This is a genomic window from Paenibacillus sp. DP01, assembly GCF_044784315.1.
Classification (GTDB): domain Bacteria; phylum Bacillota; class Bacilli; order Paenibacillales; family Paenibacillaceae; genus Paenibacillus; species Paenibacillus polymyxa.
In genome coordinates this window covers 1,214,735-1,235,724 of the sequence record NZ_CP173059.1, presented here as the reverse complement: position 1 = coordinate 1,235,724, position 20,990 = coordinate 1,214,735, and the positions used below count along the sequence as shown (strand labels likewise).

Annotated in this window: 15 protein-coding genes; 4 read left to right on the top strand and 11 right to left on the bottom strand. The window is 45.9% G+C overall.

Annotated elements, in window-relative coordinates; all coding sequences use genetic code 11:
• Positions 1-149 precede the first annotated feature (149 nt).
• Both ACH59B_RS05365 and ACH59B_RS05360 read right to left on the bottom strand, forming a co-directional pair.
• Positions 150-2,303, bottom strand: a complete 2,154-nt coding sequence (locus tag ACH59B_RS05365) for a glycoside hydrolase family 6 protein (RefSeq protein WP_016821398.1) — start codon at positions 2,301-2,303, stop codon at positions 150-152.
• 587 nt (positions 2,304-2,890) lie between these two features.
• On the bottom strand, positions 2,891-4,405 hold the full coding sequence (locus tag ACH59B_RS05360; RefSeq protein WP_016821399.1) for an alpha-glucosidase/alpha-galactosidase: 1,515 nt from the start codon (positions 4,403-4,405) through the stop codon (positions 2,891-2,893).
• Between the two features lie 218 nt (positions 4,406-4,623).
• Here ACH59B_RS05360 and ACH59B_RS05355 point away from each other — a divergent pair, with 218 nt between their 5' ends.
• The 4 genes from ACH59B_RS05355 to ACH59B_RS05340 all read left to right on the top strand — a co-directional run bounded on the left by ACH59B_RS05355 (position 4,624) and on the right by ACH59B_RS05340 (position 10,004).
• Positions 4,624-5,622: a substrate-binding domain-containing protein gene (locus tag ACH59B_RS05355; protein ID WP_017426354.1), complete on the top strand. Its 999-nt coding sequence runs from the start codon at positions 4,624-4,626 to the stop codon at positions 5,620-5,622.
• A complete protein-coding gene (locus tag ACH59B_RS05350) occupies positions 5,619-7,064 on the top strand; it encodes a sensor histidine kinase (RefSeq protein ID WP_017426353.1) in 1,446 nt (481 codons plus the stop codon). Before ACH59B_RS05355 ends, ACH59B_RS05350 begins: the two co-directional genes overlap by 4 nt.
• Positions 7,039-8,379 carry an AraC family transcriptional regulator gene (locus tag ACH59B_RS05345; RefSeq protein ID WP_017426352.1) on the top strand — a complete coding sequence of 447 codons (1,341 nt, stop codon included), beginning with the start codon at positions 7,039-7,041 and terminating at the stop codon, positions 8,377-8,379. The genes ACH59B_RS05350 and ACH59B_RS05345 overlap by 26 nt, the downstream gene beginning before the upstream one ends.
• A 224-nt stretch (positions 8,380-8,603) precedes the next feature.
• Positions 8,604-10,004, top strand: a complete 1,401-nt coding sequence (locus ACH59B_RS05340; RefSeq protein WP_016821403.1) for a sugar porter family MFS transporter — start codon at positions 8,604-8,606, stop codon at positions 10,002-10,004.
• Between the two features lie 603 nt (positions 10,005-10,607).
• Here ACH59B_RS05340 and ACH59B_RS05335 read toward each other — a convergent pair.
• The 9 genes from ACH59B_RS05335 to ACH59B_RS05295 all read right to left on the bottom strand — a co-directional run bounded on the left by ACH59B_RS05335 (position 10,608) and on the right by ACH59B_RS05295 (position 20,767).
• Positions 10,608-10,835, bottom strand: a complete 228-nt coding sequence (locus ACH59B_RS05335; RefSeq protein ID WP_045244132.1) for a hypothetical protein — start codon at positions 10,833-10,835, stop codon at positions 10,608-10,610.
• Positions 10,836-10,851: 16 nt separating this feature from the next.
• Positions 10,852-14,115 carry a phage baseplate assembly protein V gene (locus ACH59B_RS05330; RefSeq protein ID WP_045244133.1) on the bottom strand — a complete coding sequence of 1,088 codons (3,264 nt, stop codon included), beginning with the start codon at positions 14,113-14,115 and terminating at the stop codon, positions 10,852-10,854.
• Between the two features lie 20 nt (positions 14,116-14,135).
• A complete protein-coding gene (locus ACH59B_RS05325; RefSeq protein ID WP_045244134.1) occupies positions 14,136-14,564 on the bottom strand; it encodes a DUF4280 domain-containing protein in 429 nt (142 codons plus the stop codon).
• A 15-nt stretch (positions 14,565-14,579) separates the two neighbouring features.
• A complete protein-coding gene (locus ACH59B_RS05320; RefSeq protein ID WP_103042235.1) occupies positions 14,580-16,004 on the bottom strand; it encodes a hypothetical protein in 1,425 nt (474 codons plus the stop codon).
• Positions 15,992-16,672, bottom strand: a complete 681-nt coding sequence (locus ACH59B_RS05315; RefSeq protein WP_045244136.1) for a hypothetical protein — start codon at positions 16,670-16,672, stop codon at positions 15,992-15,994. The genes ACH59B_RS05320 and ACH59B_RS05315 overlap by 13 nt, the downstream gene beginning before the upstream one ends.
• Positions 16,673-17,130: 458 nt before the next feature.
• The gene (locus ACH59B_RS05310) at positions 17,131-18,042 is read right to left on the bottom strand and encodes an AraC family transcriptional regulator (protein ID WP_045244137.1); all 912 of its coding nucleotides are present in this window, start codon (positions 18,040-18,042) and stop codon (positions 17,131-17,133) included.
• Between the two features lie 109 nt (positions 18,043-18,151).
• Positions 18,152-18,808, bottom strand: coding sequence for a TetR/AcrR family transcriptional regulator (locus tag ACH59B_RS05305; protein ID WP_019686306.1), 657 nt, complete (start codon positions 18,806-18,808; stop codon positions 18,152-18,154).
• Positions 18,801-20,000, bottom strand: a complete 1,200-nt coding sequence (locus tag ACH59B_RS05300) for an MFS transporter (protein WP_019686305.1) — start codon at positions 19,998-20,000, stop codon at positions 18,801-18,803. Before ACH59B_RS05300 ends, ACH59B_RS05305 begins: the two co-directional genes overlap by 8 nt.
• A 110-nt stretch (positions 20,001-20,110) precedes the next feature.
• Complete coding sequence (locus ACH59B_RS05295) at positions 20,111-20,767, bottom strand: DJ-1/PfpI family protein (RefSeq protein ID WP_031463013.1); 657 nt, start codon at positions 20,765-20,767, stop codon at positions 20,111-20,113.
• Positions 20,768-20,990: the final 223 nt, after the last annotated feature.

Below are 20,990 nucleotides of genomic sequence, written 5' to 3'. Positions count from 1 at the left end.
ATTCTTTCTTCATTATACACAATTTGAATGCTTATTCCCTTGGTCATCGAATTCTTTATTTGAAGACGTTAAAAAAAGGCTACAGCAGTTGTGCCGCAGCCCTTTTTCAAACAATTATCAGTTATTCAAGTGTATATATTCACCTATTCCTAAGGCTCGATTCCCCATACCAGCTTATCGTTGTGGAACAATGTTACTTTGTTCCATTCAGCATAAGAGGTTTTGGTTGGATCGAAGGAATAGTCATTGGATTCGTTCAGATTAGACCAGTCGCTATTGTTCATGCGGATCTGAATATCACCTGTTTGCGCTCCAGCAGCAAGCGTGCCGGCAGCAGCACTGAATCCAATTTCAATATAGTTGTCTTTAATGGTACGCAGCACGTTATCATTACCTACTTGCGCCCAGTCTACCGCAGATTGCAGCTCTTGGCTGCCATCTTTCGTGAAGTAATAGCGGATTTTAAGCTCGCTCAACTTCACTGGTGTTGTCCCTTTATTTTTGAGGTTAAAGAAAGGCTTGGCAGCGTTATTCGCTGGATCCGTGTCCCCAGCACGATACATTACAACCAGATCACCTGTTGGATCTGTAGGATTCGTTGGATCTGTCGGTGTACCTTTTGGCTCAGCGCTTACCGTTGCGGAATCCTTACTTGTTCCTTTCGCATTCGTAGCACTTACAACATAGAAGTAAGTTGTTCCGTTCGTCAGCCCCTTATCCGTGTACTCTCTTTCCGTTACAAGAGGCGCAACGGTTGTAAAAGGACCTGCTTCGCTAGTCGCGCGTTTTACCGTGTAACTCTCGGCACCAGTAGACGCATTCCAAGTCAGCGTTACTTGAGCATTGCCCACAACAGCCTTTAAGCCTGACGGTACAGCTGGAGCAGTAGGCGCTGGGTCTACACCACCAGTGGAAGGCACGATTGCAGGGTACGCATTTTGTACCAGCATTACAAACTGATCATGGAACCATGCTCCTGAAATAGGTGCATTCGGCAAAGCATCTGTTAATGTGCCATCCTTGGTTGTATAGGTAGGATCACACATACGGTCAAAGCCTTTACCCTCATCGTTCGGGATGAGTGAGCTGGAACCATCGGAATCCCCTGGAGGTTTCGCCCAGACATAGGCATCGATATGACCAGCTGGAGCCGTTTGTGGCGGCGTTCCCATACCTGCTCCGCTGTTATTACACCAGTTACCACGGTGTGAGCGTTTGTCTACACGACCGGAGTTTACATAGGAGTTAATATCATTGCCGACTGCGGAAGTCGGACGGTTAGGTCCTCCCCATCCATTACGGCCTGTATCAATTAACATACCGAGTGAGCTCGGCCAGCCTGCGCTGACAAAATCTCTATGCAAGGACTCTGCAAAATCCGATTCATCGAAATTAGGATTCCATTCGTAGTACTTGGACGATTTGATAGGCTGCCCACCGATATTCAGGTTTGGATCAGGCAAATTAGGTTCTGTCAGCGGTGAAGTATTGGCTGTATTCGTGATAAAGCCATCTACACTGGACAGACCTTTGCTCGTGTCTTTGAAAATAGTTGTAAACAGGGATACCGTTGCTGAACGGTTGTTATCCCAGCCTAACCAACCAGAGTGACCGATATCTACGTATTTGTACACGTTAGGAATCTCGTTCAGCTTATTCATTGTGTATTTAACACCAGCTTCGTAAATCCCTGTGGACTTGGCTTGCGCACATTTCGGATCATCCAGATTGGTTACCAGATTTGGCAAGCTATCCGGTTCAATGATCGCAACGATACGAATATCCTTATATTTGGGATTTGCAAAAATAGAAGCTATTTTGTCAATATAATCCTTTTTATAAGTTTCCAGACCTGCCTGGGTCAGCGGCAATTCACCATTGGAAGCCAAGGCATGACAATCCCGTCCGGGCAGATCATACACAATGAACTCCGCCGTAATCGGTGTGTTGCCTTTCTTTTGCGCCAATACTTGGTCTAAATGTGCCTCCAAGCCAAGCTTGCCTCCACCGCCGTTAATAGCGGCGATACGATCAAGCCAAACGGCTGTCGGGAATGTTTTGACCGTTTGCATTTTTGCCTTCAGATTCGCATCCGTAACCTTGGCAATCGATGTGTCGACACTAGCCGCATAATCAGGGCTAACGTATTTTGTCGCCCCTTGGTAAGGATTATCGACATGGGATTCTGCATGTATTTTATCCGTAAATCCTGCACCTGGTAGAAAGCTGCTTGCGACGAGTGATAGCGCAAAAGCATACTTCATTCCTTTACGAAGCACTTGCTTTGTTTTCAATTGCTTCACCTATCTTTCCGTAGATTTTGTTGAATCTTCCTATGTCGGCACCTGATTGTTATATGATTAAATGTGTGTTACGCCTACTCTCTCCCTAGAAAAAGTAGCGTTCATAGTTGCGAAAGGTAAGCGCTTTCTATTTGTTCATGCGCTCACATTTTTCCCCTTTTTGTCACCTCCTATGTTAGATTATAGTGAGCTGGAAATCTGCTGTAAATTGAATAAATTAAGGACTACAATTATTAATTCGGCATATGAATTGCCACACCGACGGTTCGGCATGGTCTCTCTTTTTTTGAGATTGGTTCTATCATTTGTTGAACTTCCCTGCTATGACAAGCCCTCAGGAGATTCAGAGTCGACAGTAAAAGTGTGGATTCATAAAAAACAAGACTGTATTCTTTAATTTCCGTCAGCCCAAATCGACAAGGATAAACTTTAGGCTGCTATCTACGCCAATCGTTAACCTATCGACAGCAAAAAAAGGATGTTTCAGGCCTACGACCATGAAAACACCCTTTTATTGTTGTTCAATCCCTCTCTGCTCATTAGCAGGTCCATGGAATGAGCGTTACTGCAATTGTACCAAATAGTTGTTACGCATTGCTGTTCTGTACTTTTTCGCGATCCTTGCCTTTGTCAGATTGTCCTGCGTTTTTATTGGCAGCATCCCGATCCAGCTGCATTTCTTCAACCGTCTTCACCTTAAGCCGTGCTGCTCCCTCATAAGGTCGGGTTGGAATCAGATCGTCTGTAGCCAAGCGTTGGCGCGCCTCGGCAATCGCTGCCCCGTATTGCGGCAACCATGCTTCCTGTGCCACCAGCATCTCATCGACCAGCTGCCAAATTTCTTTCGGATTACACACCGCGCCCACTAACGGGTCCATCATAAACGCTTGGCGTAGCAGCTTATCGTCTCCATGTACAGCCGCTTCAACAGCCAAACGCTGAACGGAAATACTAACATTGCACACGGCAGCAGGACCCAGCGGCAGTTCTCCAACTTGCGGCATAGAAATACCGTTCCGATCCACATATCCAGGAGCTTCAATAATCGCATCGTCCGGCAAGTTGGAAATTACACCGTTATTCACGACATTAAAGTGCCCCCGGTACACACGTCCTGTTTCCAGGCTTTCAATAATGTATGAACCGTGCTCTTCACCTCGATGCTCTGCCTTGTACTCCAATGGATCTTCCTTCATCCAGTTAGGGAAATCTGTTTCAAACCAGTTACGTCCTTCCGTACATACACGCAAATAGCCGCCTGTTTCTCCGTTGATCCAGTTGCCCAGATCAATCCAGTCCAGAATTTCATTCGGACGCTTCCGATACCAAGGCACATATTCACTGAGATGACCATTCGACTCTGTGCTGTAATAGCCAAAACGACGAAGCATATCGATGCGTACCTTTTCGGTGCGGCTAAATTCAGGATGTTGTTCAAAAGCCTCCAGCAGTCCGGCTGTTAGATCCTTACCCTTATGCGAGGCCTGAATGTACCATGTTTGGTGATTGATTCCGGCGCATACAATGTCCACATCCTGCTTCTCCAGACCGTACGCCTCGGCAATTTGGTGATGCCCATTCTGGACGCCGTGACATAGACCAACCGTACGCACGCCACCGTACTTGTTGCAGGCCCAGGTCATCATCGCCATTGGGTTCGAGTAGTTCAGCAGCAGCACATCCGGTGCACTTAGCTCGCGGATATCTTTGCAAATCTCCAGCATTTCAGCGATACCACGCTGGCCATACATGATGCCTCCTGCACATAATGTATCGCCCACGCATTGATCCACACCGTATTTTAGCGGAATATCCACATCGGTCGCAAAGGCTTCCAGACCGCCGACGCGGATTGTACAAATGACGTATTTGGCATCCTTTAGAGCTACCTTTCGATCCGTAGAGGACTGTATTTGTATGGACAACCCATTCTCACGAATATCCCTCTGACACAGTTCAGTAACCATATCCAGATTGTGCTGACTGATGTCCGTAAAAGCCACTTCAATATCGTTAAACTCCGGTACTGATAACAGATCTCGCAAAATTCCACGGGTAAAACCGATGCTTCCTGCTCCAATAAAAGCTACTTTAAATGACACGGCATTCAACCTCCGGTAATTAGAATTGTAATATACCGTCATTGTAGCAATATGCCTGTAGAAAGCGTTATCAAAATCATGACCAGATTCGTACTTAGGTGTCAAAAATCCTAACTTTCGCATCAACAGATGCTACTTGCCGTTGACGAAGCTGCGTGTGCTTCTCTTGTTTACTGTATAATGATTTGTGTCTCTAAATATTCCCAAAGGAGCAAGACATGTCAAACCGTAAATGGACATTTATCCTTATTCCCGTATTCCTGCTATTTGCCTGGCTGTTGTTTCAGTTCACTCTGTCTTCTCTTCAAATTCACCAATTTGCAGAACAATTGAAGACGGTTTCACCAAACGACGGGGGTTCCGATACAAAAGTGGTATTGATATCACAAGAGCTGGACAATTATTATTGGCGGTCCATTGAACAAGGAGCTCGAAAGGAAGCAGAGCAGTACGGTATGAGGCTCGATTATATCGGACCGGACCGCATTAATCCGTCCGAGCAGATCAAACTGCTGGATAAAGCGATCGCCGCCAAGGCAGATGCGATTCTGGTTCAAGGGATAAATGATCCAGAGTATCGACGATTAATCAACAAGGCTGCCGCACTCGGCATACCTGTCATCACGATCGATACGGATGAGCCGGACTCCCGAAGGCTGGCTTACGTCGGAACGGATAACGAAGGAGCAGGAAAACAGATGGGCATGCTGTTGGCGAAGGCCTCTGGGGAGCATGGCGATATTGGAGTTATGATCAGCAGCGAGCGCGTCGAGAATCAGCGGCTCAGGCTTGCGGGATTTCGTTCTGTGATCAGCCGCTATCCCAAGCTCCGCATTGTGGAGATTCGCTCCTCAAATATTTCACGGCTTCAGGCAGCCCAGCAAGCTCAGAACATGCTCACCCATTATCCGCAGATTCACTACATGGTCGGATTCAGTGCGCTGGACGGCCTTGGCATTCTGGAAGCCTCGGAGCGGCGCGGCGTGCGGAATTTGCAGATTTTCGCTTTTGACGATATGGCCGAGACGTTGAAAGCTATCAAACATCGCAAAATCGAGCTCACCCTTGTTCAACAGCCAATGGAAATGGGGGCTAAGGCTATAAAATTGCTGAATGTTTATCTAAAGGGACATGATCCCCAGGAATTAACATACACCAGGGTATATGAAGTGCATGCGGACACTCCCGACAACATGTCTGGAGATGACAGACGATGACGATCAGAACGAAGTTGCTTCTGTTCATCCCTCTTCTAGTTGTGTTCGCCAATATCATCGCTTACTTTGTATTCCAAAGCGGGAAGGTCGTCCAACAGAGCTACGATGAAATGCTTGGCCGAATTCTTCTCATCGAGCAAACCTCCGAATCGGCGGAGAGCAACTTAAATCTCCTCTATACCTATCTGCTCAATCCAAGAGACGATACGGGTGTGCAGGGCCCGACGGAATACCAATTGAAACAGCTGAAAGGCAGAATCCAGGAAGTCTCTGACTCGACCGATCCTTCTTTTGCCGAGGAGGACTACATGAATCTGTTAGCCACATTTCTTGAACAGAAGCAAGCTGCAGTTCTGGATGCAAAGGCACAAGATCCTCAATCGGCTTTTGAGCATTACATTGAAGCGGAGAAAACCGTCGGCTATATTCATGAGGAGGGCCAGCGACTGATCGATGCTGAACTGGCTTATTACCGGCCGCTCATCGAGAACATTCGGAACAAGAATGAGCAAATGAACGGATTGGGAGTGGCGTTGTTCGGCATGAACGCGCTGATGGGGGTTTTGCTTGCCATCTGGGTCTCGCGCAGCATTACGGGCCCTGTCGGCAGACTGGTCGGACTGGCGAAGCGAATCGCCACAGGTGATCTGAATATCGAGCCCCAACCGCGGCGAGATGACGAGCTAGGCGTATTGGCAGACGCCATTTTGCAAATGTCCGCTGATTTGAGCATCCTTATCGAAAAGGATAAACAGAGTCTGGAAATGCGGCGGCTTGTGAAAGAGCTAGAGCTTTTGGCTCTGCAAAATCAAATTAACCCGCACTTTTTGTTCAATACCTTAAATGTGCTCTCCAAACTGGCGATCCTGGAAGGGGCGGAGAAGACCAGCGACCTGATCGTTTCGCTGTCCAATCTATTACGGTACAGTCTGCAAAAGCTGGACAAACCCGTAACGCTCCAGGAAGAACTAGACCATATAAGCGAATACGTAACCATCCAGCAGGCGCGTTTCCGGGACAGAATTCGCTTTGATCTTCACTTTGACGCTTCCGTACTTCAGCAGCAAATTCCAGCCTTGACGATCCAGCCATTTATTGAAAACGCCTTTCTTCATGGTGTAGCTGATATGGAAAACGGAGCCATTATCACATTGACGCTGTCGAGAGCGGGCGAGGATGTGCAAATTGAAATTTCAGACAACGGAAAGGGTATGACGGAGGAAACCCGACTGTCCGTGCTCCGTTTAGAAGGTGGAGCTGAAAGCAGCAGTTCAACAGGACTTGGAATGCAAAACGTGTTTAGGCGGCTGCAATTGTTCTACGAAAAGGAAGGAATGGTTGAAATCCGAAGCCATATCGGATTAGGTACTACCATAACAATACGAATTCCAGTCAAGAAGGAGAGTGAGCAGACGAATGTATCGGTTGTTGATCGCGGATGACGAAGCTTTGGAGAGGGAAGGACTGGAATTGATAGTGGAACGGGCAATGCCGGGGGTATTTCGGTTTATTCATGCCGACAACGGCCGCATGGCGATCGAATGTGCGGAAGAGCACCGGCCTCATATTGCCATTCTGGATATTAATATGCCCGGAATTGACGGGCTTGGGGCGCTTCGTGAATTAAAGGAGCGTCTTCCTGATACCCGTTTCGTGCTCGTCACCGCCTATGATTATTTTGCTTATGCACGTGAGGCGCTTTCTTTGGGCGTAAAAGAATACATTCTGAAGCCAGCGAAGCGAGAACTAATCATCAGTACACTGAAACGACTGATTGAAGAAATTGAATGCGAGAAGCGAGCACGCACGGAAGAATTGGAGCTTAGGCACAAAATCTCACAGCTGATGCCGCTCGCAGAAAATGAGCTGGCTTTAATGCTTATGGTCGACCAGACGGTGGATTCGAGCGCTTCTCAACTGTCGGAATGGCTGGACTTTCCTCTTGATCAGGGAAGCGCCATCATTGCTGCCTTTGAAGGATATGCAGACGAGCAGGACAAAAAGAAAATTTACGATCATTTCCGAAGCTATGTAAAAACACATGGCCCCAATTCCATTGTGAGCTCCCTGATCGACCATCATGTGGCCACTTTTTTACAAAAGCCGCCTGCCACCAGCGAAAACGACTGGCAACAGCGGATTAAGCATCTTGTTCAACAGCTCTCCGAGCTGGCCCAGCAGCAATTTGGCATAAAGACAGCTATTGGAATCGGCTCGCTTCATAGCGGCGAGGAAGGACTTCGCAAGTCCTATTTCGAAGCCGTTTTTGCCTCCACCCTACGCAAGCGCGATGGAGGTTACTGCCACTTTGATGAACTGAAGTCGTCAGAGGCTGGAAACGCCTCTGTGCTTGCCGTCAAAGAGGAGAATGGAATGCTTCAGCAGACGTACGTCATGTCAGCATTACAACGGATACGCGAACAGCGGGAGGTTCAAACACTGACTATGCTGGGCAGAGCAAAGATGTATATCGAGGAACGGTTCAACGATGACCTTTCACTGGAAGAAGTGGCTGATTTCGTCCACTTGAATCCTCACTACTTCAGTAAAATTTTCAAACAGGAATATGGAGAAACGTTCATCGACTTCGTAACCAGGTTAAGGATTGATAAAGCTATTGCTTTAATTAAGGAGGGCAACCTTGCCCTGAAGGAAATCAGCTTTGAAGTGGGTTATAAGGACCCGAACTATTTTAGCCGTGTCTTTAAGAAGATAACGGGCGTTCCTCCCACGGAGTTCAAAGGTCAAAAATCGTAGAGCTTCGTCCATGCCGACCATCGGCATGGATTTTTTTAAGCTCGAATGACAAGGTAATGCTAGATTTAGCCCCTCCGTCTCCAATTCGGGAACTGAAGCCAAAATCGTGCGTGAAAAGGTCCGTTTATTGAAGACGATCACCGGCCTTTCTTTTATAAGCGCATGTTATACTTCTCCTCGAAGAACGGAATGAGGTTCTAGGAATCTGGAGGGGAGATGATCATATGGGAGTAATCATCCATAATGAAAGCGCTCAACAGAAAGCGCTTCAATCAGAAAAACCCAATATGCTTTTTGTGACGTTGGTATCCATCGTAGCTGCGCTTGGAGGCATACTGTTCGGTTTTGATATCGCGGTAGTTTCGGGAGCAGTTGAATTCCTACAGCAGCGTTTTTCGCTGAGCGAATTTCAGGTCGGTTGGGCAGTGTCGAGTCTGATTGTAGGGAGCATCACGGGTGCGGCTCTCTCCGGCTACATGAGTGAAAGGATCGGCAGAAAAAAGGTATTGCTGGCCGCCGGATTTTTATTTGTCATCGGCTCGATCTGCTCTGCAATTCAAGATACGTTCACCGGGTATGTTATCTTTCGTATGATCGGCGGCGTCGGCATAGGAATCACTTCCACCATTTGTCCGGTGTATAACGCGGAGATCGCTCCCGCCAAATACCGTGGCCGTTTGGTTGCTTTAAATCAGCTGGCGATCGTAACGGGTATTTTCCTCGTTTATTTTCAGAATTCGTGGATCGTCAGCCTGGGGGATGAAGCCTGGGGTGTCTCAACAGCCTGGCGCTGGATGTTCGGAGTGGGAGCTGTTCCGGGACTGATCTTTATGCTCCTGATGCTCTTCATACCCGAAAGCCCGAGATGGCTTATCAAAAAGAATCGGCCTTATGAAGCGCTGCCAATTCTGCTGAAAATTCACGGTGAAGAAGCCGCTAAACAGGAAGTACTTGATATCAAGGAATCGTTCAAAAATGAGAATGACTCATTGAAACAATTGTTCGCTCCCGGTATTCGGGTCGCTCTCTTTATCGGTATCATGCTCGCCATTATGCAGCATATTACCGGCATCAATGCCATTTTGTATTATGCACCGGTCATCTTTAAAGGAATGGGGCTCGGTACGGACGCTTCTTTGACCCAGACCATCTGGATCGGGTTGATCAATGTGTTGTTTACCATCGTATCCGTATGGCTGATCGACAAAGCGGGACGAAAAGTTCTACTAATGATCGGTACCTCGTTGATGACCCTCTGCTTGATCATTATTGGAGCCGCATTCAAAATGGGTCTAACCACTGGACCGCTCGTGCTCATCATGATATTGATCTACGTGGCCTCCTACGCTATATCACTTGGGCCAATCGTATGGGTCATGATCTCGGAGATCTTTCCGAACCGTATTCGCGGCAAAGCTGTCGCCATTGCTTCGATGGCATTATGGGCCGGCGATTATCTGGTCTCCCAGGCATTCCCCCCTCTGCTGAGTTCAGCTGGTCCGTCCAATACCTTCTGGATATTCGGAGCCATCTCGCTGTTCGTCGTAGTCTTTATATGGCGTAAAGTTCCCGAAACCAAGGGGAGATCACTTGAACAGATGGAAAATATGTGGCTCGAAAAATGACCCAAACTTTAGCTCTCAAGAAGCCCGATACGTTTTATAATGTTTGAAATCACACGACCTCTGAATTCATACCGACCGACCTAAATCGGTAATGGTTCAGAGGTTTTTTATTGATCATTTGTAATTTACCTTCCCGCTTCTCCTTAAATCACTTGAAATTATGAATGGGCTGTTTTTGATTAATGGATAGAGACGACGTAGCGTTGATTAACGCCGCCTGATCCAGTAACTGTTTAATTTCATCTCTTATTTGAAAGTCTATACGTCCTGAGCGCTGCAACTCTGCCGCTTGTTCGGGCAATTCCTTGGCTTGCTGCAGTAACCACGAATTCCCTTCATAAGCTGTTCGTATGTTTTATGTGTCTATGTGAGCAGCCTCATCTGTTGAATGACTTGTTTCACGTTTTGTCATTTAGTTCAGTACCTCAGCTCATTTTCTGCATGCAAAAAAGCTCATTCCTACTCGTGGTTCAAGTTGAAAAGAGCTTTTGAAAGTTTATTAAGTTGTTTGTTGGTTGTATTGCACGTTCTTGTTGTTGACAATACTACAATATATTTTTTCATATAATCAATAAAATATATCTATAACCAAACAATGTAATCCTATTTATTACCCTTGTTCCGTTTTGTTAAACCCAACCTGTCTAATATATCGCTTTTATTAGTATTTAACCGCACATGGTAGTCTCCAGATGGACATATAATACTTGGATGCATACCACTTTCTGCTTTTTGATAAAGAAGGATTTTTCCACAATTTGGGCAGGGGACTTTTTCACCATTCAAGACCTTTCTATCAATATCATTCTTATCTTTATTATTGTTATCCATATTTTCCTCCTTAAAGTCAACGATACGGTAAATTAGGATAAAGAAGTTTCACTTCTTTGAGGATAGCACGAATTTCACTATATGAAAGATCTTCTTTAATATGCTTTGCTTCTCTTAAAAACGCAATAACCTCTTCGCGTTGAGTATAAGTAGGATTTTTCAAAGAATTATGTGTAACTTCATGGATAATTGTTTGAGTAGTCCTAGTAACAGACTCTGTTCCTTTTACATATATTCTTATAGTGTTTGTATTAACATTTGCAAATCCCAAGATTTGGTTTCCAAAGTCATCTAAAGGAATTTCACCATAATCCAGTTTGATTTTTATATTATTTTGTTTTATTAAGTCTACTGTTTCTTTTCCTACATTTGACTTCTTCAGTTCTCGATACAAATTCTTAGGTGCGATTCTTTGCCCATTTGGTGCAAAGGTATCTTCTTTGAATAGGTCAGTTGGTTTAGCATAACGAGTTCCCTTAGTCCCAAGTTTAACTTCTTGCTCGAGTATATTCTTCGATTGCTGTTTCACTGGGGCACTATTCGAAATTATGTCCTTCGTTATTTGTTTCTTGCTCGACTGTGAGAAAAACTGTTTAAATTCTTCCGCACTTGGGCCACGCCCTCCGCCTCGTCCATCAAATATAAAAGGACCTTCCGTCATGTTAGATAATGACATCCACTTTTGCTCTTCTTGAGAAATACCTTCTTTATTCGATAAAATCAGAAAGTCGCCAGGATAACTTTTTTTCCAATCCTCATAATATTTAAGATCAGGATCGCCATTTGCTTTGCGCACCACTTGATCTGCTGCCCAATAACTTCCTTCAGGTATATCAGGTCTGTAGTCTTCATTAACCGTTATATAAACATACGTTCCACGAATCCCCCACTTCTTTTTATCTTCCTCAGTAGGCTCTATCCTTTCCTGCACACTCATCTTTCCCCAAGGTTGCCTTGGAGGCTGTTCTATATTCTTGGGCTTCCAGCCCACTCTTACTTCAAGCGGAATTTTATGATACTCCGTGTTCAGCTTGTCCATATTATGGGCTAGACTTTTCGCTAGCTCCCCTAATGATCTGGAACTAGCGACGTTGCGGGCTGCCGTCCATACTTTGCCCCTGTAAGCGGCGGCGTAGCGTTGTCCGACGCTGTTCTTTTTATAGGCGGCTACCCGGCGGTTAAAAGCAGCGGCTTCCCGCGCCAGACTCCTTCCACCCAGCACAGCCCAGCCTCCTGATGGCACACCTGCCAGCATGGATAACCCTGCTGCTGCGTACTTCAAGGCACGGGTTGGCCCTCCCTTGGCGACGTCACGGCGAATCGAAGTGAGCTTGTTGCTCGCCATCCGGGCAGGCGTTCCCAACACAGGAATCGTGCCAATAATGCTCAGTGCCTTCTGAGCTACGTTTAGTACCCCTCCAAGCAGGTTTGCCTTTGGCGATGCAGGTGTGGTGGGTGAAGTACCTGCCTTCCCCGCCTGGCCACCACCTGAGCTTCCCCCCTTAGGTGAACCCGCTCCAGATCCGCCAGTACTCTTCGGCGCATGGGCGGCCTGATACGCCTTGATCGACATCAGCGGCGGCTCCGGTACAGGCTCTAGATCAGCGACGAAAACCGGACGCTTGATTATCCCATCCAGCTTCACTCGTGACGAACGAATATCCGTCTCTCCGTCTATCACCATACTGCTACTGCCTGCTTGCAAATAAATGGCCTCGTTTGACGCAATATCCACTGTGTCCTCCGCATGGATCGTCAGCTCCCGTTTAGCTGCAATTGATAGCGCATGGTCACTGTGTACCTGTATTCCCTTCGCATCAAGTGAAATATATACGTTATTCGTTTTAGCCGATACCAGCAACTCTTGCGCGCTTAGCTTAACCAGCTTGTCATGAGGAGTACCCCAGTATTTAATGTCCGGATTGCCCAACTCGGGTACAGACTTGCCACTGCGCCTCAAAGACCTGGCTGCAAAACCATCCGACTCCTGCAAGGTCGGGAACTGTACCTGCACCATGTCTCCTTTTTCGGGCATCACATACCAGCCGCTATGCCCCTCTGCACTATAGCCTGTTGCATAGGGGAACCAGCATGCCTTTTCCCGTTCCTGCACAGCATCTATGGTGAGATGTACACGAACCTGATCCCGTGCAACCTCCAGTACCCGACCCTCTAGGGAGGCTCCCCTCATTGAACCGTTCCAGATCAGCTTTTGCTGAATTTCATTTTCAGAAACCAGTGTATAGGTATGTAAAAACAACCCCCGATCCATCCGGGACACGATATCCACAACGAGCAGTTCCTTGCCTTGAAAAGAGAGTACATCTCCCGGTCGGAAATATCGTGCACTCTCCACAGTATAGAAGGTACCATAGGGGGTGTTGGCTTCGTTATGACACATACCTATTTGAATCCCCGGCTCTCTATGCCACAGATCTGCTCTCCCAGGCAATGCTCTGCCCATGAAGCCACCTACGCTGACAGCAGATAGCCGCTCACTGCTGCTTGAATCACTCCAAATATCATTTATTCCATCGTTCACATGCCTCGATCCCGGAAGAGGGCCGCCAAGGATTGCTTCGGCTTCGTATACCGACGATGGTCCGTATGTCAACCGATCCCCGTCAGAAAAAGCTCCATCTGCGCCGACAAAGCTTTTTCTTGAATGATACGGTACTTCATCCAGTGTTTCGGGTCGTCCCTCGGGAATACCGAACCAGAACTTCGGGGCATCTGCGGCAGCCTCCGGCACAAGCACGGCTCCAAATCTGGAAGCTATCCTTTTCAAAAATGCCCAGTCTGTCTCTCTATATTGCAATATCAGAGCGTCCAGCCGGGCATCCCCGCTGACTGTATCAATCACATCAGCGCCTGTATAACTAGCAAGTATCTGCTTCAGCAGTTGCCCATATGTCATGGTACGATCTTGAAAAGACCGAGACACAGGCCTCACATCGAGTCGAATCGTATGCGATATGGCCTCTAACTGTACGTAATGAATGCCGTGTACCTGCTTCAGCGTGATACGCGTCATTTGTCCATGGAACAACGTACGCAGCCGCTGGCCATCCTTGTCCTTTTCGATGACTTCAATCGGTTCGGCTTCATTCTCCAACTCCATAAACCGTTCCTGCTTTTCCTCCGGCACGATGCCACTCACTACCAAACGCACATGGTCGCCCAATCTACGCTCAATACGAATGTCTGTCATAGTTTGCAGCGGAACTTTACTTAGCAATTCCACATGACGGTAACCGGATGTTTCCTGCACCTTGTCCATTTAATGAGAAACCCCCACTATCAATCCAGATTCTGCCCGTCATTTTCAATCGTGATTGCTCCGCAATACAGGCAGGCATTGGTACAATGCTCCAGCAGGGCAGGCTTCCCCTCGACGAGCACATCCTGCTTGCCTCCAATCCAGGGTTGAAGAATAACCGGGACACAAGGTGCCTTCTTCACACCAAAAATGTCCACCATCTGGCTATTTTGAACCGCCGGATTGGCCGGGCTAAAACAGTTACCAAACCCATATATATGAACTCCCGGTTCGTGATCCCCCACATTCATCTGGGCCTTGTCCTTGATGTAAACACCGTGGCTAAGCGGACGCTTGAGCCGGGTGGGTTGTGTACCACGGTTGCATTTCAAAATAGCCCCTGCAACCACATATCCTTTTTTTGAACCTGATCCGGCCTGAATGGTCATGGATGCTTTTTCTTCTGCCATGGTCTGCTTCCTCCGTTAATTCGTTTTGACTTCGCTACCAACGACCGATGTGTCACCACCGAGTATAATATGGCTGCTGCGGCTGGACAGGTTGATTTCCTGACCAGCGGAAATAGTCACCTTTTGCCCCGCCTCCATGTGGATGTTACCGCCTGCCGAAAAATGAACATCTTTGTTGCTCACCATATGAATACCGTCACCTTGATTTAACTTGATGAAAACAGCACCATCCTTGCCGGTGATTACCACTTCGTCCGGTGTCAAACGGATTTCCTTCCCATGTGGCGTTCGAAATATTTTTACATCTGGATGCTTCATATGATTGTGGCCACCATCTCCCCGATCCTGCCGGACCGAGCTACTGGCAATGCCTTCATCATCATGCTGGTTCGGGAAATAAATACGCACTTTATCCCCCAACTCAGGCATCACATACCAGCCACTATATCCCTCTGCACTATACCCTGTTGCATAAGGAAACCAGTGGGCTGTATTTTTGTCCTGCTCCGGATCGATATCCAGATGTATTTTAACCCGATCACGTTCAACAGCGATCACTTTTCCCTCCAGAGACAGACCCGTCAGCTGCTCGTTATAATACGTTTTCTGTCGCAACCCCCTATGTGTCGTCAAGGTATATGTGTGCAGCAGTACTCCATGGTTCATACGAGTTTGTCCCTCGTATACATATAGCGTTTTGCCACGGAATTGGATTTCATTGCCTAGTTCCAGCACCTGCTCTGTTTCAACGGTATAATCGAGAAAATCCTGTTCATTCACCGAAGCTGTATCATTGCCTGCAAAATAGCGATATGCCGAGATTCTTTTGCTTACCGTGTAATGATAATTATCTAGTTGAACGGCTGTTCCGCTTTCCTCAATGCCAAAATAGAACTTTGGGGTATCAAATATGGCTGCGGGCATAAGAGAGGTATGGTAATAGGAAGCCAAACGCTTAAGAAAATTCCAATCAGTCTCGCGGTACTGCACCCACATCCGCCCGATCAACGCTCCCCCGGTGGCCGAATCCATGATGTCCAAGCCAGGATAAAGAAGCGAAATACGACGCAGCAGTTCATCCACCTTCATATTTTTGTCCTGAAAAGAACGACTTTGGGGGCGTACATCCAGCCTGTAGGTATGCGACACAGCCTCTACCTCCAGGTAGTACACATCTCGTACCGCCTTCACTTCAATTGCCAGCACTGTTCCGCTAAACAAGGGAACCTCCGTGCCATTCTCTGCCAGTTGTGAGATTCCGACAGGTGAATCAAATTTGGTCATATCCACATACGTGTCCTTTAGTTCCTCAGGCACGACAGCGGTAAAGCGTAACCGAGTGTGGTCATTCAGACGCTTGACCATATAGAGCTCCTGTACATTGATAAGCTGATATGGTGTGATTTTCAGATTAGAATAGGTGGTGCTTATTTGCTCCATGTTTCTTCTCCTTTGGCCTTACTGGGCAGAATTTTCAGTGTGCTCATCATACGCTGAGCGACCAGACGCCATGTGTCCATATGCTCCTCCGTACAGTTAAACGAGCATATAAGCACATGCCCCTCCAGAACTGCAAAAAAGGTCAGATTATACAAACGAGAATTCAAAACTGGAGTCATAAATTCACAGTATCCGAGCCTATGTCCGTACACCTCACACATACCGTCTCCATACCATTCCGTCAGCTTTTGCGTGTGGTGCAAAATGTAAACCATTTCGCTGATGAACGTCTCTAGCTCCTCATCCGCCAGTTCGCTTGCTGTCAGGTTAAAAGAAAAATTAATCTCCCCCGTTGGATCGGTCAAAATGACTGGTGGGCGATAACTCGAAGGATATTTAAGTTCAATCTCCCGCTCGCCCATCTCGGTGAATGTCCGAGGCAACCACATCGAAATTTTGTCGTTTAGCAAAGGACGTTCTGCAAAAGCGATTCGTTCTCCATCCAGCATCATAAGTGGATGAAGCTCCATTTCCCCTTTCTCCAATTCCAAGCTGCTCTCTGACTCCATGTCATGATGTAAATCCGATTTCGGAAGACCTGATGCATCCTGTTGTTCTTTCCGTGCAGCATGGATCATGGCTACAATTTGCTCATCCATATGTCCCATCGTCGATAAATACTCCTTTTATGTCCAATCTCGATATTCATTTTGTGGAATTTAATAACATAAATGAATCCAAAGTACCATTTGAATTCCAATTTATGCCTTACATTAAAAGTATCATACGAAGCATTCTTCTGATTGTCAATTTATAACTATTATAAGTGAAATAAGATACAAGACCTATTTTCATGCACAAAAATGAAATTTTTGCTATCATTCAAATTCCTTTTACCCAAGGTTACATTTCCACATTTGCGAAAATACATCTTCTTTTACATCGATATAAAGTTAATTTACATATCAGTCTCTTAAATTTAATTTCATCATACGGGCTTTAACTCCTAAAAAATGATTCTTTAGAACCTAAATCAAAATGCCTATTTTTGAAAGCAAAAAAGCCTACCTTTTTTACCAGGTAAGCTCCACACGAATATGAATAAATCATAAAACTCCCTATATATTCAGTCCCCTCCCTCCTCCGCATAATTCCTCACATCACGCTCGACGGCGGTGCGGTATTCAACAGGAGTTTTGCCTGTGTGCTTTTTAAACAACATGTGGAAATACTGTCTGCTGGCGACGCCAACATAATCGGCAATTTCCTGAATGGGAATGTCCGTTTGCTGAAGCAGCATACAGGCCTTGTCCATTCGCAGCATCGTTAAATACGCGGTAAGCGTTAGCCCCGTATGTTTTTTGAAAATTCGATGCAAATACCCTGGGTGCAGATTGACGGCTGCGGCCATGTCCTTGACTGCAATATCCCGGTCATAGTTCAGATGGAGAAATTCAATGCATCGCTTGACGTACATATCCGTTTGCTGCGTATTACTGCGCTCTGCCTCTTCCCGTAAACGTGCAATTCGTACAAGCAATTGCATAAAAAGCATTTCTGCCATGGCACCCGGCTGTTCTTTACGTTGATCCAGCTCCAGCACGAGACTTTTGAGCGCATAATATACCTCTTCCGGGTCTGATAGCACCAGATATGGGAATGGACGCGACATAAAGGCTGTGACTTCCTGCTCCTCCGCTGCTATTTGTTGGATAGATGGTCCTACCCTCACCCCTTCCTTAAAGCCAAACTCTACATTCAGCATCCGGCACGGTTGTTCTCCTTCCACCACCAACCGATGCGGGACGCCTGCATCCAGCATAATAAACTCGCCTTTGCGCAGCGTAATGCTTTCTTCCGTATTCTTTCCGGTTTGTACATCTATCCTGCACAAGCCAGAAATCATATACATAATTTCAGTGGAATGATGATCGTGGTAAGACATCGTATAGTCACGCCATTGCTTGTAATAGTAAGCAAAAAAACGGGGAATATAATCCCCGTCCAGCAGTCCTGGCTCAAACAGACTTCCGTTCATCCCCGCACCTCCGCAAAATAAATCAGGCTAATATGGCAACGTATATGTACCCGTTCTATTTTCACAGTTTAGCAGACTGACCCTTGTTATTCTATTGCGTCCACCTGTCTTAAATAGAGGATTCATCACTTTCTGAACTTAAATACTGAACCAGCATCCCTACAAATCGGTTAGCCATTTGTACATCCTGAGATTCGCCATTCCAATCTTCCTTGGGAGTCAAACTCATTTTCTGGAGTAACGCCATCATAGACGTGAAGATAAAATGCGCAGTCTTTAGCGGTTCAGCATCCGACTTTAAGGATCCATCTTGGATTCCAGCTTCCAGAGCATCTATCAGAAAATGTCGTTCCTTTCCTTGGTTAACAAAATGTTTATATCGTTCTTTGAGTTCTTCATTTGAATCATAAGCTTCGTAATGCAGGTCGAATAACAGAATAAACTTGATGAAATTTGGATGTTGCCCAGCATAATCAATCCATGCATCAAGCATCGAAGTAAGCATCTGCTTACCATTCATTTCGGCTGTAGGTGCTCTTCTAACAAATTCAGTCATGCTCTCAAGGATCTCCATTTGGACCTCAAAAACTATTTCATTCATGGACTGAAAATGCTTATAGAATGTAACCCGGCTTACACCAGCCACATGGCATACATCCTTAATATTCACTTTGAGAAAGCTCTGCTTCATAAAAAGTTCCTTCGCAGCCGCAATGAGTTCTTCCCGATTTTTGTTTTTCAAGTTCTGGTGCCAGTTCTCAGTCATTAGCAACCATCCGTTTCTCATTTTTTGATGTTTGAAAGGTTAAGAAAAGGGCAGATGCAAGGATTAATGCACCAAAAATATAAGGAATATGAATGTGTTTGTCAAACAACAAACCCGCTAAAATAGGCCCCAATATACTGCCTAGGCTGGTATACGTCGTATTCAGTCCGGCGGCATATCCTTGACGATCTCCAGCCGAGTTGGCAATCATTGTACTTACTGTGGGCCTTAAGAAGGCATTAAAAGCAAAGAACAGAGCCGATACCAACAGCAGATAACCTAAATTGATCTTAATAAGCATGAACAGTAAAGCAGTGGCTGTCATGATCAAAGAGAGGCGTATAAGCTTCATCTCGCCAAGTCTCTTGATGAGGTAATCAAGCAGCCATACCTGCACCACGATGCCTATTATGGCACCAACCGTAATGATCATTGAGATTTTAGTGGCATCAAAACCGTATTTTCGTTCCACAAAAAGAGCATACACCGTTTCGTAATTCATCAAGCCTAATGTCATGATCAATATGAGGAGAAGATAACGAAAATAGGACGTTCGAAATGAATTCAGAATTTGCTTTCGAATCGGCTCCCTACGGACCCGTTGGCCAACGGGTTTTCGTTGTTCCTTGGGCAGTGTCTCTGGCATATATAAGCTAAGCAGCGTTGCTACAAGTCCAAGTCCACCAGCAAAAAAATAAGGCACCCTAATGCCCAACTCAGCGATCATACCGCCTAACCCCGGACCAAGCACCATCCCCAAATTCATGGAAGCACCCAAGTACCCCATTCCTTTAGCGCGAGTTTCAGGAGTGGTAATATCAGCGACATAGGCCATATTGGAAGGAACCATTAATCCAATACCTATCCCTCCAATAAACCGAGCAATATATAGAAGGGGCAATGTCGTAGATACAGCAAACATGAGATCCGAAATGACGGTTAAAAACAGACCGGTGATGATCATTGATTTACGCCCGTATCTATCCGATAGCTGTCCACCTAGAGGTGAAAAAATAAACTGTGCTGCTCCAAAAGCGGCAATAAGATACCCCGCAGCAGCTCCTGCCGCATTAAATTGTTTCAAATATTCAGGCAGAATGGGAATCACCATGCCTTGACCCAATAAAGCAATAAACAGATTCAGCATCAAAATGAAAAGCGGAAATGTAGCAGACTTAGGTAAGCTGCTCATGTTTGTAACCCCCTCCAATGGTTTACACTTTGCAATCCTTTACTATGTGTAAACCATATTAGTTGAATTAGGGGGCTTTGTAAATAAAAATACAGAACCTAATGCAGGACTTACACATAAGGCTCCCGTTTTGCAAACTCTTGCAGCATACCTCTTATTTGTTCTACCAATATAGCAGGTGCTTTCTGGGGTGAACCCGTGTCAAACGGAGGCTGAGGATCATATTCCAAAATCAATTGGACTCCCTTACTCATATCTTCTCCCAGTTCCCATGCGATGAGCTGGAGTGCCATGTCAATACCAGAGGAGACACCAGCTGCTGTAACGATTTTGCCCTGACGGACCACTCGCTCATCTGTTGGAATGGCTCCAAGAGATTGGAGCAGGTCTAAGGAACCCCAATGACTTGTGGCTATGGTTCCATTTAACAAGCCTGCGGCGCTTAAAATCAGAGAGCCATTACAAACCGATGTGGTCCATTTTGTAGTTTCATGTATTTGGCGAATCCAATTTAATGTTTCTTCGTCATTCATTGGAGTTTTATAATTTGGCGGACTGCAACCTGGAATAACAAGAATGTCAGCTGAAGGTACTTCAGAAAAACTATAATCGGCATGCAAATAGCCCATGTTTGAGTCCAGTTTGACTAACCCTTTTTTCTTAGCGACAAACTTCACTTCACATTTCAGTGTAGCAGCAAATACATCATATGGACCTATGGCATCTAATGCTGTGATTCCATCGAAAAGCATGATGGCGACTTTCATGAGGATCTCTCTCCTTTGAGGCGAAATTTTATTGTTGCACGCCCATGTTAACATACATATACGGGGTATGGGTATACTAATTAAATGTGAAATCAGTAAGTATCTCAATTTCAAACGTCTCTGATCACAAATACGGATTGTGCAATATCTATGTAAAGTCTTTAATTATACATACCTATAAAAAGGCATACTTAAAGGCCACCCCACGGTAGCCCTTTTTAAG